Source organism: Bacillus sp. YC2, assembly GCF_019891195.1.
In the GTDB taxonomy this organism is placed as follows: domain Bacteria; phylum Bacillota; class Bacilli; order Bacillales; family Bacillaceae; genus Bacillus.
In genome coordinates this window covers 182,383-196,882 of the sequence record NZ_JAHXDO010000004.1, presented here as the reverse complement: position 1 = coordinate 196,882, position 14,500 = coordinate 182,383, and the positions used below count along the sequence as shown (strand labels likewise).

15 protein-coding genes and 1 pseudogene are annotated in these 14,500 nt (G+C 44.9%); all 16 read right to left on the bottom strand.

The features are described 5' to 3' along the window. Positions 1–164: 164 nt before the first annotated feature. Positions 165–977, bottom strand: a complete 813-nt coding sequence (locus tag KY305_RS09290; RefSeq protein ID WP_061527536.1) for a pyruvate, water dikinase regulatory protein — start codon at positions 975–977, stop codon at positions 165–167. Positions 978–1,001: 24 nt separating this feature from the next. Beyond that, on the bottom strand, positions 1,002–1,640 hold the full coding sequence (gene ccpN, locus KY305_RS09285; RefSeq protein WP_223062278.1) for a transcriptional regulator CcpN: 639 nt from the start codon (positions 1,638–1,640) through the stop codon (positions 1,002–1,004). 104 nt (positions 1,641–1,744) lie between these two features. After that, entirely contained in the window at positions 1,745–3,784 is a 2,040-nt protein-coding gene (glyS, locus tag KY305_RS09280) for a glycine--tRNA ligase subunit beta (protein ID WP_223062277.1), read from the bottom strand. Beyond that, positions 3,777–4,664: a glycine--tRNA ligase subunit alpha gene (glyQ, locus tag KY305_RS09275; protein WP_214798363.1), complete on the bottom strand. Its 888-nt coding sequence runs from the start codon at positions 4,662–4,664 to the stop codon at positions 3,777–3,779. Before glyQ ends, glyS begins: the two co-directional genes overlap by 8 nt. Positions 4,665–4,964: 300 nt before the next feature. Continuing rightward, positions 4,965–5,732: a DNA repair protein RecO gene (recO, locus tag KY305_RS09270; protein WP_223062276.1), complete on the bottom strand. Its 768-nt coding sequence runs from the start codon at positions 5,730–5,732 to the stop codon at positions 4,965–4,967. Positions 5,733–5,767: 35 nt separating this feature from the next. Beyond that, positions 5,768–5,911 carry a YqzL family protein gene (locus tag KY305_RS09265; protein WP_007408286.1) on the bottom strand — a complete coding sequence of 48 codons (144 nt, stop codon included), beginning with the start codon at positions 5,909–5,911 and terminating at the stop codon, positions 5,768–5,770. A gap of 150 nt (positions 5,912–6,061) precedes the next feature. Further along, the gene (gene era, locus KY305_RS09260; RefSeq protein ID WP_214798356.1) at positions 6,062–6,967 is read right to left on the bottom strand and encodes a GTPase Era; all 906 of its coding nucleotides are present in this window, start codon (positions 6,965–6,967) and stop codon (positions 6,062–6,064) included. Beyond that, positions 6,948–7,358 (bottom strand): cytidine deaminase, encoded by a 411-nt coding sequence (locus KY305_RS09255; protein ID WP_223062275.1) that lies wholly within the window; start codon positions 7,356–7,358, stop codon positions 6,948–6,950. The genes era and KY305_RS09255 overlap by 20 nt, the downstream gene beginning before the upstream one ends. Before the next feature lie 122 nt (positions 7,359–7,480). Then, positions 7,481–7,855: a diacylglycerol kinase family protein gene (locus KY305_RS09250; protein WP_214798944.1), complete on the bottom strand. Its 375-nt coding sequence runs from the start codon at positions 7,853–7,855 to the stop codon at positions 7,481–7,483. Then, a complete protein-coding gene (ybeY, locus tag KY305_RS09245) occupies positions 7,836–8,309 on the bottom strand; it encodes an rRNA maturation RNase YbeY (protein ID WP_223062274.1) in 474 nt (157 codons plus the stop codon). Before ybeY ends, KY305_RS09250 begins: the two co-directional genes overlap by 20 nt. A gap of 1 nt (position 8,310) precedes the next feature. Further along, positions 8,311–10,443 (bottom strand): HD family phosphohydrolase, encoded by a 2,133-nt coding sequence (locus KY305_RS09240; RefSeq protein WP_223062273.1) that lies wholly within the window; start codon positions 10,441–10,443, stop codon positions 8,311–8,313. Positions 10,444–10,518: 75 nt separating this feature from the next. Continuing rightward, on the bottom strand, positions 10,519–11,478 hold the full coding sequence (locus tag KY305_RS09235; protein WP_214798346.1) for a PhoH family protein: 960 nt from the start codon (positions 11,476–11,478) through the stop codon (positions 10,519–10,521). Further along, a pseudogene (yqfD, locus tag KY305_RS09230) lies at positions 11,442–12,672 on the bottom strand (sporulation protein YqfD). The gene KY305_RS09235 and the pseudogene yqfD overlap by 37 nt, the downstream one beginning before the upstream one ends. Before the next feature lie 18 nt (positions 12,673–12,690). Next, the gene (gene yqfC / locus KY305_RS09225) at positions 12,691–12,972 is read right to left on the bottom strand and encodes a sporulation protein YqfC (RefSeq protein WP_003152966.1); all 282 of its coding nucleotides are present in this window, start codon (positions 12,970–12,972) and stop codon (positions 12,691–12,693) included. Between the two features lie 56 nt (positions 12,973–13,028). Continuing rightward, positions 13,029–13,460: a hypothetical protein gene (locus KY305_RS09220; RefSeq protein ID WP_223062271.1), complete on the bottom strand. Its 432-nt coding sequence runs from the start codon at positions 13,458–13,460 to the stop codon at positions 13,029–13,031. Positions 13,461–13,487: 27 nt separating this feature from the next. After that, the gene (gene floA, locus KY305_RS09215; protein WP_223062270.1) at positions 13,488–14,483 is read right to left on the bottom strand and encodes a flotillin-like protein FloA; all 996 of its coding nucleotides are present in this window, start codon (positions 14,481–14,483) and stop codon (positions 13,488–13,490) included. Between the last annotated feature and the right edge of the window lie 17 nt (positions 14,484–14,500).

Genomic DNA, 14,500 nt, shown 5'->3' with positions numbered 1-14,500 from the left:
TTGACATCTTACCCGTAATAGTTTATTCGTATCACACTAAGCTTAAACCTAAAAATAAACATTTTATCACAATTTTTTATTATAATACAAACTTCGCGAAGATGCCATCCTTTTTGTTTATTCCCTATTTGCATACCCAAAAACCCAGGATAAAGCGTCCTGAGTTATCGGCCCTTTGTTTTCAGATGGTGAATGATATTAGCTGTTTCCTCAACCGCTTTATTCGAAACGTCAACGACTTGACACCCGATTCGGTCTACAATTTTCTCAAAGTACTCCAGCTCTTCTTTAATTCTGTTAATGTTGGCGTAAATGGCTTTGTCGTTTAAGCCGAGAGATTTTAACCGTTCTTTTCGAATATGGTTCAGTTTATCAGGGCTGATCTTTAAGCCGATGCACTTTTTAGGATCAACGCTGAACAGCTCTTCCGGCGGGTCGACCTCAGGAACGATCGGAACATTGGCCACCTTCAGCCGCTTATGGGCAAGATATTGAGATAATGGGGTTTTAGACGTTCTGGATACACCGAGCAGGATGATATCGGCTTTTAAAATGCCCCTCGGGTCTCTGCCGTCATCATATTTGACCGCAAACTCGATGGCCTCCACCTTCTTGAAATAATCTTCATCAAGCTGGCGGACGCGGCCGGGTTCATATTTTGCCGTCAGGCCGTAGGCTGTTTCCATTTTATCAATAAGCGGGCCGATAATATCGTAATACAGAACATTGGCTTTTTCAGCTTCAGCAACTAAATATTCCCGAATCTCAGGAACGACAAGTGTGAAACAAATAATACCGCCGTCCGCTTTGGCGAGAGACACCACTTCATTAATTGTACCGATATCTTCAACATAAGGAATTCTTCTGATATGCGTATCATCGGCGGAACCGTTAAACTGGCTGAGCGAAGCCTTTACCACGAGTTCGGCCGTTTCTCCGACTGAGTCTGATACTACATAAATGATGCGATTGTCCATGTTATCCCCCCGTTAGTTTTAAGCTTATATGATTTCATTTTCTGATAAACTGACGAGTATCTTCGTCATATTCGTTTTTGTAAACCGGCCGATGACTTCAAAGCCTTTTTCCGTTTCTTTAATAACCGGCAGCGCATCGATCTGTTTTTCAATTAAATACTTTGCGATGTCCATCACATAATCATCGCGCCTGCACACGGCGATATTCGGCATTCTTGTCATAATGATATGAACAGGTATTGAGGCAAGTTCCTGCTGGCCGATGCTCGCCCGCAGCAAATCTTTGCGTGACAGCACACCGACTAAGACAGCATCACGATCCACGACAAATAACGTGCCGACATCTTCTAAAAACATGGTGCAGATGGCATCGTATACCGAAACATTTTCATGGATGACGACGGGGATAGATTGAAAATCTTTTACTTGCAGCTTTTTCAGTTTATCCGCAAGCAGCTGATTGCCTGTTTTTCCCGTATAAAAATAACCGACTCGCGGACGAGCCTCTAAAAAGCCTGACATGGTGAGTATGGCCAAGTCTGGGCGCAGCGTGGCCCTCGTTAAATTGAGCTGGTCTGCAATATGCTCCCCGGTAATTGGGCCGTTTTCCTTTACAATCTGTAAAATTTGTTCTTGCCGTTTATTTAATTCGATCGTACTCACCACCTTTATGGAAGGTTTTCAATATCTATGATTTAAAATCTTTGATGTTATGTAAAGGGGAAAAGACGATTGCCGATTACACAGCAACCGTCTTTTCCTTCTCTTTATTTTACAATAAGATGATTCATATTAGCAAAAGACTTGATTACATCTGCAAGTGAAGCCATTTGCGCTAAACGGTTGGTTTTTAATGCTTCGTTATCCGCATTTACCATCGTGTGATTAAAGTATTCTTCAATCGGCTCTTTCAGGGCGCTGAGGGCGGCGAGAGCCTTTTCATAGTCTTTGGAGCCGAAACTCTCCCCGACGCTGTCCTTCGCTTTTTGATAGGCGTCAAACAGCTTTTGTTCCTGTTCATTTTCAAACAGGTCCGGTTTGATTTCACGGCTTTCTCCTTTTTTGCTGATCGAGATGACCCGGCCGAGTGATTCAGCCGTTTCTTTAAAGCCCGGAGCTCCGAGCTGCTTCTCCAGCACTCGCGCTTTATGGACGGCTGAATACGGCTCAAGCTCTGTGCTGTCCAGAATGGCTTCAATTACGTCATGGCGGATCTCTTCAGCGTTTAAGACGTATTTCAGACGCTGTGTAAAGAAGTCGAGGAGTTCATTTTCTTTTTCCGTTTCTGTGAACGTTAAAAGCTCTTTGAACGAAATGCCCCAGTTTCGGTCTATAAGGATCGAAACGATTCCGCTTGCCTGGCGGCGCAAGCCGTAAGGGTCCTGAGAACCCGTCGGAATGACGCCGATCTTAAAGAAGGAAGCGATCGTATCGAGCTTATCCGCTAACGCGACAACTGCCCCTGTAAATGTTGACGGCACTGCCCCTCCGGCTGATCTCGGCATATAATGCTCATTTACCGCAGAAGCCACTGCCTCATCTTCACCGAGCATGCGGGCGTATTTCTCTCCCATTACGCCTTGAAGCTCTGGAAATTCGTAAATCATGTGTGTGACAAGGTCAAATTTAGAAATTTCCGCGGCGCGCTTAACAAGCTTTTGCGTTTGTTCATCAGCTTTAAGACGAACGGCAAGTTTGCCTGCTATGGCAGTCACTCTTCTTACTTTATCCGCAAGGGAACCAAGCTCTTCGTGGAAAACAATGTTTTCCAGCTTCTTCACATTTTCATCAATGTTCAGTTTTTGGTCTTCTTTATAGAAGAATGAGGCGTCAGAAAGTCTTGCTCTCAGCACCTTTTCGTTTCCGCGCGCGACGTTTTCAATCGCATGGCTGTCCCCGTTTCTTACCGTAATGAAATGAGGCAGCAGCTCACCGTTCCCGTCTTTTACCGGGAAATAGCGCTGATGCTCTTTCATTGTTGTCACAAGCACTTCTTCGGGAATAGAAAGAAATTCCGTTTCAAAAGAGCCGTAAAGTGCCGTCGGGTATTCCACAAGATGATTGACTTCGTTAAGCAGGTCCTCATCAATCGGAATATTCCACTTGTTTTCCGATGCAATTGAGTCAAGCTGCCTTTGAATCATATGTTTCCGGGCTTCGGGGTCTGCGATGACATGCTGCTCCTTCAGCTGCTCTTCATATGCAGACGGCGTATCAATAGATACTTCTTGACCGAGGAAGCGATGCCCTTGTGTCTTTCTTCCGGTTTCAATATTTGCAATTGCAAACGGAATGACTTCTTTCCCGAAGAGGGCGATCATCCATTTAATCGGGCGAATATAACGCAAGTCTTGATTTCCCCAGCGCATGTTTTTCGGAAAATGCATACTTGTAATCAAGTTTTCTAATTGCGGTAAAAGTGATTTCGTTTCTTGTCCCGCCTGGAATTTCTGAACGAAGACGTATTCTGTGCCGTTTACGTCTTTCATGTACAGATCATCCACACCGGCGCCTTGGCCTTTAGAAAAGCCGATGGCCGCTTTTGTCCAGTTTCCGTCTGCGTCAAGTGCGATTTTTTTAGCTGGGCCTTTTGCTTCTTCTTGAATATCAGCCTGTTTTTCTGCGACATCTTTTATATATACAGCTAGACGTCTCGGAGTATTAAAAAGTTTTACTTCGCCGTGAGCAATATTTTTTTCCGCCAGCCAATTTGTCAGCTTTTCACCGAGCTGCACCATGCTGTCATGTAAAAAACGCGCAGGCATTTCTTCTAATCCGATCTCTAAAAGCAAATCTTGTTTACTCATGAGAAGAGCCCTCCTCTTTAAGCATTGGGAACCCTAGTTTTTCCCGTTCCTCATAATACGTTCTTGCTACTTTTCTCGCCAAGTTGCGGACACGGCCGATATAACCCGTACGCTCCGTCACCGAAATAGCGCCCTTTGCATCAAGCAAATTGAACGTGTGTGAGCATTTCAGCACATAATCATAGGCTGGATGCACAAGTCCGTTCTCCATTTGTCTGATCGCTTCTTTTTCATATGTGCTGAATAAATGGAAAAGCATTTCCACATCGGACGTTTCAAATGTGTAAACGGAATGTTCATATTCAGCCATCATAAATAAATCTTTAACCGTAAATCCTGACGTCCATTCCAGATCAAAGACATTTTCTTTATCCTGAATATAAGAAGCAAGGCGTTCAATTCCGTACGTGATCTCGACAGAAACCGGTTTACACTCTATTCCGCCCACCTGCTGGAAATATGTAAACTGCGTGATTTCCATTCCGTCCAGCCATACTTCCCAGCCGAGACCGGCACAGCCTAGAGACGGGTTTTCCCAGTTATCCTCTACGAATCGAATATCGTGCTCGAGCGGATCAATGCCGAGAGCGCGCAATGAATCAAGATAAAGCTCCTGAATGTTATCAGGGGACGGCTTGATGATCACCTGAAATTGGTGATGCTGATAAAGCCTGTTTGGATTTTCTCCGTAGCGGCCGTCTGCAGGCCGTCTGGACGGTTCAACGTAAGCCACCTTCCACGGCTCAGGCCCGATGCTGCGTAAAAATGTATACGGGCTCATTGTGCCTGCGCCTTTCTCCACATCATATGCCTGCATGAGAACACAGCCTTCATTGGACCAATGCTTTTGCAGGGTTAATATCATATCTTGAATGTTCATTTCAAGCACCTCCACTTTCTCATTCTTTTACACGTGCGGCCGCAATCAAAAAACTCCCGTCTCTATGCTTGCCAGCCGCAAACATAGGGACGAGAGTTCTCCCGCGGTTCCACCCTAGTTGCTGAGGATGTTCATCGCTCAGCCTCTTTTTAAAGGGTTGCTCAAGAATGCCTTTCGTTGCGCGCTCATCCTTAGCTCACACTGTCCTAAGGTCGCTTTTATGAGTTGGACGCAAGTACTTCTTTCTGTCACTGCAACATATTTTATAATAAATGATCATATAAAAAGATGGGCAGAATGTCAACTTTTGTTTTCACCCAAAAGGTTTTTCATGCTTTCCATTTGGTCTAAAAACCGTTTTGACTTTAAATAGAGCCCTGAATATTCTTCATAATACAGGTCAATGACTCGTTTTAATTCATTTTTTGTTTCCTGTTTCAAGGATACGCTGCCGAGGCGTCCGATGTCAAAGTAATAAAACAGCCTTAAAAGCCTTGCCGTTTGCGGCGAAATGGGAATTTTGTACGGATCCTTTTCAAAGCAGCGGTGGCAGATAAACCCGTTATCCCTGACAGAAAAATGAAACGTTCCGTCCTGACTTTTGCAGTGGACACAATGATTCAGCTCGGGATACAGCCCCATGACGCCGAGCATTTTCATCTGAACGATGAAAGTGATCACATCCGGGTCCGTTCCTTCATTCAGCCTCTTAAAGGATTCGAGAATTAATTCGAATAAATAAGGGTTCGGTTTCTTTTCTTCGGTTCCTTTGTCGGCGAGTTCAGCAATAAAGGCAGCATATGCCGTTAAAAATAAGTCTTCTCTGATCGTTCTCATGCTGAGAATCATTTCACCTTGCTGGAGCGTGCCGAGTCCGGATGTTTTTTGCATTAAAAATGACCCGTACAAAAACGGCTGGCTGACTGCTGATAACCGGCTGTTTGTTTTCTTGGCGCCTCTTGCCATGACGCCGATTTTGCCGTGTTCCCTTGTCAGCAATGTCACAATCTTATTCGTTTCTCCGTAATCATTCGTACGGATCACGATTCCTTCACATTTTGTCAGCATTTCCGCACCTTCCACTAATGGAGGGGCCAAGAGGTTTACAAAATTGGAAAATCAATTCGGGCTAGCTCATCTTCCGGTTCTTCGGGTCTTTCCAGGTTCTCTTTTTCCAGTTCTTTAAAAAGAAGGTACGTATCAACACTTCCTGTTTGAGAAAATACGTTCCAGGTAAAATTCAACACAAAAAACCCACCTTTCATAATTAAACTAGCTTGCCAATCCAAATTCTTACCCTTATCTTGACCTGGTGTCCCCCTTTTCATGTTAAACAAATTTTGCTAACGTATCCCTTTTCTTGTGAGGTAATCACACATCAGGCATGCGCTGAAATCTTAATATTCATCCTCTTTAAAACCGAAATCACGCAGCTGGGACATTTTATTCCGCCAGTCCTTTTGAACCTTTACCCACAATTCCAAGTACACGCGTGAACCTAACAGCGCTTCGATATCGGCTCTTGCCCTTTTGCCGACTTCTTTTAAGAGGCTTCCTTTTTTCCCGATGACGATTCCTTTTTGGGAATCGCGCTCAACCACAATGGTAGCTGCAACATGGACAGAACCGTTTTCCTGCGCCTTAATGGACTCGATGCTCACTGCGATGCTGTGCGGGATTTCTTCCCTTGTGAGGTGAAGCACCTTTTCTCTGATCAATTCAGAAATAATAAATCGCTCAGGATGGTCTGTCACCTGGTCACTCGGATAAAACTGAGGGCCTTCCGGTAAATACGCTTCAATCTGCGCGAGCAGCGTTTCAACGTTATTGCCTTCCAATGCTGAAATCGGCACTATTTCCTTAAACGGATAACGCGTGCGGTACTCATCAATTAAAAGCAGCAGCTGATCAGGATGGATTTTATCGATTTTGTTTACGATTAAAAATACGGGCGTAGATGTTTGACGGAGCTTTTCGATAATAAACTCGTCGCCTTTTCCGTATCCTTCTTCGGCGTTAATCATAAATAACACCAAGTCAACTTCCTTCAGCGTGTTTTGCGCCACTTTCATCATAAAGTCGCCAAGCTTGTGCTTCGGCTTGTGAATACCGGGTGTATCGATAAAAATGGTTTGTGATGTGCCTGTTGTCAGCACCCCTTGCACTTTATTTCTTGTCGTCTGGGGTTTGTCGCTCATAATGGCGATTTTTTGTCCGATGACCCGGTTTAAAAAGGTGGACTTTCCTACGTTAGGTCTTCCGATGATAGATACAAATCCTGATTTAAAGCTTTCGTTCGTCATGTAAATCCTCCGATGAAAATGCGCCTGGCAATAATTCTTCTGCAGTCATTTCTTTTATTTGTCCTTGTAAGTTGGTCAGAACCACGAGCATATCCTTTGAGCAGAGCTCGGAAATTACTTGTCTGCAAGCTCCGCACGGTGACACCGGCCCCGGTGTTTCCGCTGCTACGGCCAGCATGCTGAATTCCGTATCTCCTTCAGAAACAGCTTTGAATAAAGCGGTGCGTTCAGCACAGTTGCACATGCTGTATGCCGCATTTTCAATGTTGCAGCCTCTGTACACTTTTCCGTCTTTGGTAAGAAGAGCGGCTCCGACTCTGAAATTTGAATACGGTACATACGCTGTGTCCCGTGCTTTTAATGCCTCTGCAATAAGTTCTTGTCTGTTCATGTGTACATGTTCCTCTCTTACCTTTATCCTGTATGATACCGCTGTCACTTTTATTTTACATAATTGTTATTGGTTTTTCACGCCCATTTTTGGTAATGTAAAATAATTGTAAGAATCTTCTGCTAAAACAACTTCGGCAAAAAGATGAGTAAACCAATGATACACGAAATGACGGCAAATACGCAAACAGCTCCGGCTGCCGCGTCCTTTGCCGCTTTTGCGAGCGGATGATACTGATCCGTTACTAAATCAACAAGATGTTCTATAGCTGTATTCACCAGCTCCAGAGAAAGCATACCGCCGATCAGCATCAAAACAACGGCCCATTCAGCCGAGCTGAGCCCGATGAGGAAGCCGCAAAGGATGACGGCGCAGGCTGCGGCGATGTGAAATTGAAAATTCCGCTCCGACCGCGCCGTCTTCCGGATCCCCCTCCATGCGTGGACAAAGCTCTTTATAAACCGGCTCCACTCATTTTTATGATCTCGTGAGTCCATACTCATCCAGCAAATCCTTTTGCTTTGAAAACATTTCTTCTTCGTCTTCCTTAGTCATATGATCATAACCAAGCAAATGCAAAAAGCCGTGGACAGAGAGAAAACCGAGTTCCCTCATAAAGGAGTGGCCGTACTCTTTAGCCTGCTCTTTCGTTCGGTCAGCGCTGATAATGATATCTCCTAAAACAGGCGGCATTTCGGCGCCCACTATTTCGATTTCATCTTCCCCTTCTTCTTCAAGAGCAAAGGAAATGACGTCCGTCGGGGTGTCCTTTCCCCTGTATTCTTTATTGATTTCTCTGATCTCCTCATTAGAGACAATTGTCACTGAGACCTCAGCCTGATCCTGAACTCCTTCTTTTTCCGCCGCAAATTGGAGCAGCTTTTCAACTTCTTTCAGCGAGTCGGCTGAGACGCTGTTTGTTTCATCAACGATATCTATCAGTAAACCCATTTTATTTCACCTTCTTCGTAGCCTCCGGATATTCAATCCGGGAGTGGAAAATTCCTTTTAATGTTGCACAGAGCGTTTTAGCGATCGTATCCAGCTCTCGGAAGGTCAAATCACATTCCGAGAACTGCCCGTCCTGAAGCTTATCGGATATAATGCCCCTCACAAGCTTCTCGATGCGCTCGGGATTTGGATTGTGCATTGAACGGACGGCAGCCTCGACGCTGTCGGCCACTGAAATAATGGCAGCCTCTTTTGATTGCGGTTTCGGCCCCGGGTAACGGAACTCTTCTTCTGTAATCTGGTCGCCCTTTTCCTTCGCTTTATAATAAAAGAATTTTAAAAGGGACGTCCCGTGATGCTGCTCTGCGATATCCACAAGTTCTTGCGGAAACTTATAGCTTCTGAGCATGTTCGCGCCGTCTGTCGTATGGGCGATGATAATATTTTTACTGAGCTGCGGTGACAGCTTATCATGCGGGTTATCCATATTCATTTGATTTTCAATGAAATATTGCGGGCGTTTCGTTTTGCCAAGATCATGATAGTACGCCCCCACCCGTGCCAGCAGACCGTTTGCCCCTACAGCTTCACAGGCGGCTTCCGACAGATTCGCGACCATGACGCTGTGATGATATGTACCAGGTGTTTCCGTTAAAATCTTACGAAGCAGCGGATGGTTCGGATTTGACAGCTCAATCAGCCTCATCGTCGACAAAATGCCGAATCCCGTTTCAAAAAACGGCATAAGACCGATAATCAAAACCGATGCAGCCAGACCCGACACGACTCCCATCAGCATTAACGTTCCGATTTCAACAGGGGACAGCGCCGTATTTTGTATTAATAAAAGCGAGAGCACGATAATCATATTAATAAACGATACGAACAGACCGGCCTGTAAAATTTTAGATCTTGCATTTTGTTTTCCTAAAAACAGAATGCCTGAAATGCTGCTGATTAAATAGTAAATACCGATTACATAATTAAACGTTCCCGTCACGCCCTGATTAAACATCATACTGCCGCAAATCGCCAAAATGATGCTTCCTAAAATAGCGAGCCTTTCATTAAGCAGCAGCCTGAATAATATGGCGCCGGCGGCGATCGGAACAAGATAACCGATATTCGTATATTCGATTTTTTGAAACAGGCTGACGACTTCCATTATGACAAGAATCAGCGTTGTAATAATAGAAAATAACAAAAGTGATTTATTTTTCAGCTTAAGTTCCTGCTGCTGTTTCTCAAAATAGTAGACAAGCGTAGCAATGAACAGCCCGATCATCAATAACAGACCGGTGATAGGCTTTAACAGATTCGAATTGTTTAACAGCCCCGTTAATTCAAGCTTTCTGTATACTTCCCGGTCGATCAGGTCATTCTCCTCAACAAGTACCTGTCCTTGTTTGATTTGCACCGGCTGGACACTGTCAGACGCTTCCTGACGCTTTGCATCGGTCGCTTTCGGATCAAATACGTAATTCGGGATGACCGCATATTTTCCGATTTCAGTTGCCGCTGACAAATACTTTGACGGTACGGAAGCGCTTTTCAGTTCTTTTGCGACTTTTTCCTTCGCTTCCGCTAATTTTTCGGACGGTATCTCACTGCTCATCACCGTATTCACCGCAGTAATGACGGAATCCCTTACAAATGAGAAATCTTCATTGTTCGCGTGAAGAAGCGCTTTAATAGTGCCTTCTGAAATGGATTCATTCACATCTTGAGTCAGCTTATTTTTTACCGACTTCACCAAGGATTTTTCCGAAGGCGCTTTTTTTTCTTTTTCAGCACCTTGTTTCACTTCGCTGATGCTGTCGAAAATAGACGTGATGAGGTCAAGACGGTTGTCGGTATAGCCTTTTTTCAGTGTGTATTGGTCCTCCACAGCGTCTTCGGCCGCCTGCTTTTTCGCTTCCGTTGCCTGCTGGTCTTCCACTGTTGCAGGCGCGTAGATGGTCTTGTCACTGACTGAGAACAAATCCAAATTAAGTGATTCAGGTTTTACATGAATAAAGAGCAAGCCAAACATAATCGCTAACAGCAGCAAATACAACAGCACGTGGGCCGAACGGGCATGCCTGAAACGGCGGAACTGTTTTCGGCCGCTTTTGCTCTTTCCCTTCTTTTTCAAAACAAGAACCTCCTCCCTGAAACATCAACACATCATAAAAATGACCCGATAACGGGAGATCGGGTCATTTTAGCATTACTTTTGCTTATCATAAGCTTCAATAATTTTCGCAACAAGCGGATGCCTGACCACGTCTGTCTGGTCAAGTTCAATCACGGAAATGCCGTTTATATTCTTCAGCATATCCTTCGCTACTGCAAGTCCCGATGTGACGCCTTTCGGCAGGTCAATTTGGCTTACGTCGCCCGTAATGATCATTTTAGAGCCAAAACCCAATCTCGTCAAAAACATTTTCATTTGAGCAGGGGTGGTGTTCTGGGCTTCGTCAAGAATCACGTACGCGTCGTCAAGCGTCCGCCCTCTCATGTAAGCAAGCGGGGCAATTTCAATGACCCCTCTTTCTAAAAGACGTTCCGTATGGTCGCTTCCCAGTACATCATGAAGCGCGTCATACAGCGGGCGCAGGTAAGGATCTACTTTTTCCTTTAAATCTCCGGGCAAAAATCCAAGGCTCTCACCGGCTTCGACAGCGGGTCTCGTTAAAATGATTTTTTTAATGAGGCCGTTTTTTAAGGCATGTACCGCTTTTACGACGGCCAAATATGTTTTACCGGTTCCCGCGGGCCCGATGCCGAACACCATATCATTTTTTTTCATCGCCGCAACATATTCTCTCTGCCCGATGGTTTTGACACGGATCGGTTTGCCTTTTGCCGTTTTCGTAATTTCTTCTTCATACATGCTTTCAAAATAGTCAAGTTTATCTTTTTTTGCCATTTTCACGGCGTACAGCACATCACGTTCCGAAATTTCTATCCCCTTGCGAATTAAAGCAAGGAGCGATCCCAATAACCTGTCGGCAATTTGAAAAGACTCATCATTGCCGGAAACGTATACGGTTTCACCGCGTGTGATGATGCTTACACCCAGATCCTTTTCCATGAGCTTCAAAAAGGAATCTTGGCTGCCGAACAATGAAAGTGCTTCGTCCGGGCTTTTCAGTTTGTGATTAATCGCAAGTAAATGTTCTGCCATTCTTTAGTCTCCCTGAACAATAGGTGTGGTTTGAACGATATCTTCTATAACTTGGTAGAGAATAATCAACTTTACTTTACCATTCTCAACGGATTGGTGCAAAACTTTTTCATTTTTCACCTCTCCGCTGTCGCCTAATTGTTTCTCTACATCCTGTTTGCCCATTTTAATTCCCGCTTTGACCGCCTGTTCTTTCGTATAGGTCCTTACCGAAGTTTCGCTTTCCCTCGTTTGCTCTTTTACATAAGAAATCGGAAGCTTCAGCCCCAGAAATTGAAATGGATGCTTTTCTTGCTCTGTTTTCGGATTTTTCAGCGGCTCCTCCTTAAAAGTTAACCCCCAAAAAGGCACGGCCCAAGATCCGAAAGCCAGCTTGTGCTTCGTCCTTACTTTACCCGTATATACCGTAAATGATGTTTCAAGAGGCACAGTTACTTGTGACTTGTACCACGTTTCTCCGTAAATTTCTGCTTTTGAAGCGACTTTTTGCTGGTGATCTTCACTTCCGATCAAGCCTGAGACAAGCAGCTGCCCCTTCGCAACATGATCGTTCACAAAGGCCATCGGCTGTCCCTTTTGAACAAACATTCTTGTAATAATCGCTTTCTTTTTGGCTACGATATGGCGCGGGCTGATGTACTTTTCTTTTGTCGGCTCATTTTTTTCGACAACTTTCATATGAAGGGATGTGCCGTTTAATTCCACCCCGACCCACGTTATATTTTCAATTCCGTTTGTTAACGATTTTTGAATTTTTTCCGGTGTCATCATTAAAAATTGCAGACGGCCCTTTTTCACACCGATCTCTTCAAGGTGCTTCATCATCTGGTGTTCAGTTTCAGGCTTGGCCCCTTTAATATCAACTTTCCAGACCATGTTTGATAAAAGGAATAATATAATGAAAAAAACCGCAAATCCCGCGGTAAATCCCATATTCAGTTTTGATTTGAGAAGCAGAAAGGGAAGCCCTTTTCGTTTTGTGAAACTTGCTTTGCATTCATGATTTCTGATGACCCTCCTGAAGGCATGTACATCCTGAAGCTGAATCATAAGCAGGACATAGTCTTGCTTTTTTTTCACCGCATAAAGTGAGATATTATTTCTTGTGCATTCATTCAGCAGCCGTTCGATCCCTTTTCCTTTGACTTGCAGCTGGACTTTACCCGAAAAAAAAGACAGCCATTTATTTTTCACATCATTTCCCCCTCGGCTTTATGAGTCGACATATCGAACGTGATCTATCGTGCCTTCCAGTAAAATTTCTTCAGGAAGGATTGCCTTAATAACCAGGTTTTTTCCTGATATGATACATTGCCCCTGCTTCAGCATCAGTCTTACTTCTTCCTCGCTGAACAGTAAGAGGCCTCTGTGATTCTCTATGTAGATATGAAGTCTGCCGACCATCGTAATACGAGGCAGATCCATCATAACGTCCGGGGGAATTTCCAATGCTCTTGTCAGCCACGCCTTTACACGATTCTTTCTTTGCCCCATAAAAAAAGAACCCCCTTTCATCTCATATGTATGATTTGAAAAGGGGTTCTAACACTTTAATTTTTACGGATGCTCCGCATGGTATGGTGCGGTTTTTTTGCGCGGGGCGGGCCGAAAACTTCTCCGAAAATGATGCCTTGCACCGCGGTGTCTTTATTTACTTTAAGGACATTTTTCTTTAGGGACGCGTTCCTGCCTCGTACGGCGGTGAGCTCGCGTTCAAGCCCTTTGAACGTCTGCTTTGTTTCCGAAAGTCTTTTTTCAGCTTCCCGTCTTTTTTGTTCAAATGGGTTTTGTTCTGAAACGACAGGGACTTCTTCCGGTTTATGCTGGTCAGCCGGCTGCTGTTCGGCAGGCTGTTTTTGAGCCTGCGGCGCAGGCCGTTTTTTGGCGCCCTGTTTCTCATCTTTGCTTTTTTTGCCGAATATCGCCGATATAATGCCGATGACGGCAGCAATAACGAGCGGGTTAGTCAGAATCTCCTGCATATAACGGCTCCCTCCTTATAAGAGAGGTTAGGATTGATGGTCTTCATCTTGCTGGTCATTTGTCAGCTTGCCGATTGAATCCCTCATGCCTGTATCGGCATCGATATTTTTAATATTCATGTAATCCATGACGCCGATATTTCCTTCACGCAATGCTTCAGCCATCGCAAGCGGCACTTCCGCTTCTGCTTCCACTACTTTGGCACGCATTTCCTCTACGCGGGCGCGCATTTCCTGCTCTTGTGCCACAGCCATAGCGCGGCGTTCTTCCGCTTTTGCCTGTGCAATGTTTTTGTCTGCTTCCGCTTGGTCTGTCTGAAGAATCGCTCCGATGTTTTTGCCGATATCAACGTCAGCGATATCGATTGAAAGAATTTCAAATGCAGTGCCTGAGTCCAATCCTTTTCCCAATACGGTTTGCGAGATCATATCAGGGTTTTCCAGCACTTTTTTATGATTGGCTGATGAACCGATCGTTGATACAATCCCTTCCCCGACACGGGCGACGATTGTTTCTTCGCCGGCTCCGCCGACGAGGCGGTCGATATTGGCTCTCACCGTAATTCTGGCTTTCGCTTTGACTTCAATTCCGTCCATGGCGACACCTGCGATAAACGGTGTTTCAATAACCTTTGGATTTACGCTCATTTGAACGGCTTCTAATACGTCCCGTCCAGCCAGGTCAATGGCAGCGCAGCGTTCAAATGTCAGTTCAATGTTGGCGCGCTGTGCCGCAATCAAGGCATTGACGACCCTGTCGACATTACCTCCGGCCAGGTAGTGGCTCTCAAGCTGATTTGTTGAAGCGGCAATGCCCGCTTTATGTGCTTTAATTAACGGGTTTACAACGCGGCTTGGAATAACGCGGCGAAGCCTCATTCCGATTAAAGTGAAAATGCTGATTTTGACTCCCGCCGCAAGCGCCGAGATCCAGAGCATCACTGGTACAAAGGTGAAGAACACGGCTAACACAATAATTGCGGCTGCGACTAATGCTAAAATCGCCAAGCTTGACAGTTCCATCTAATTCCTCCTCAAGG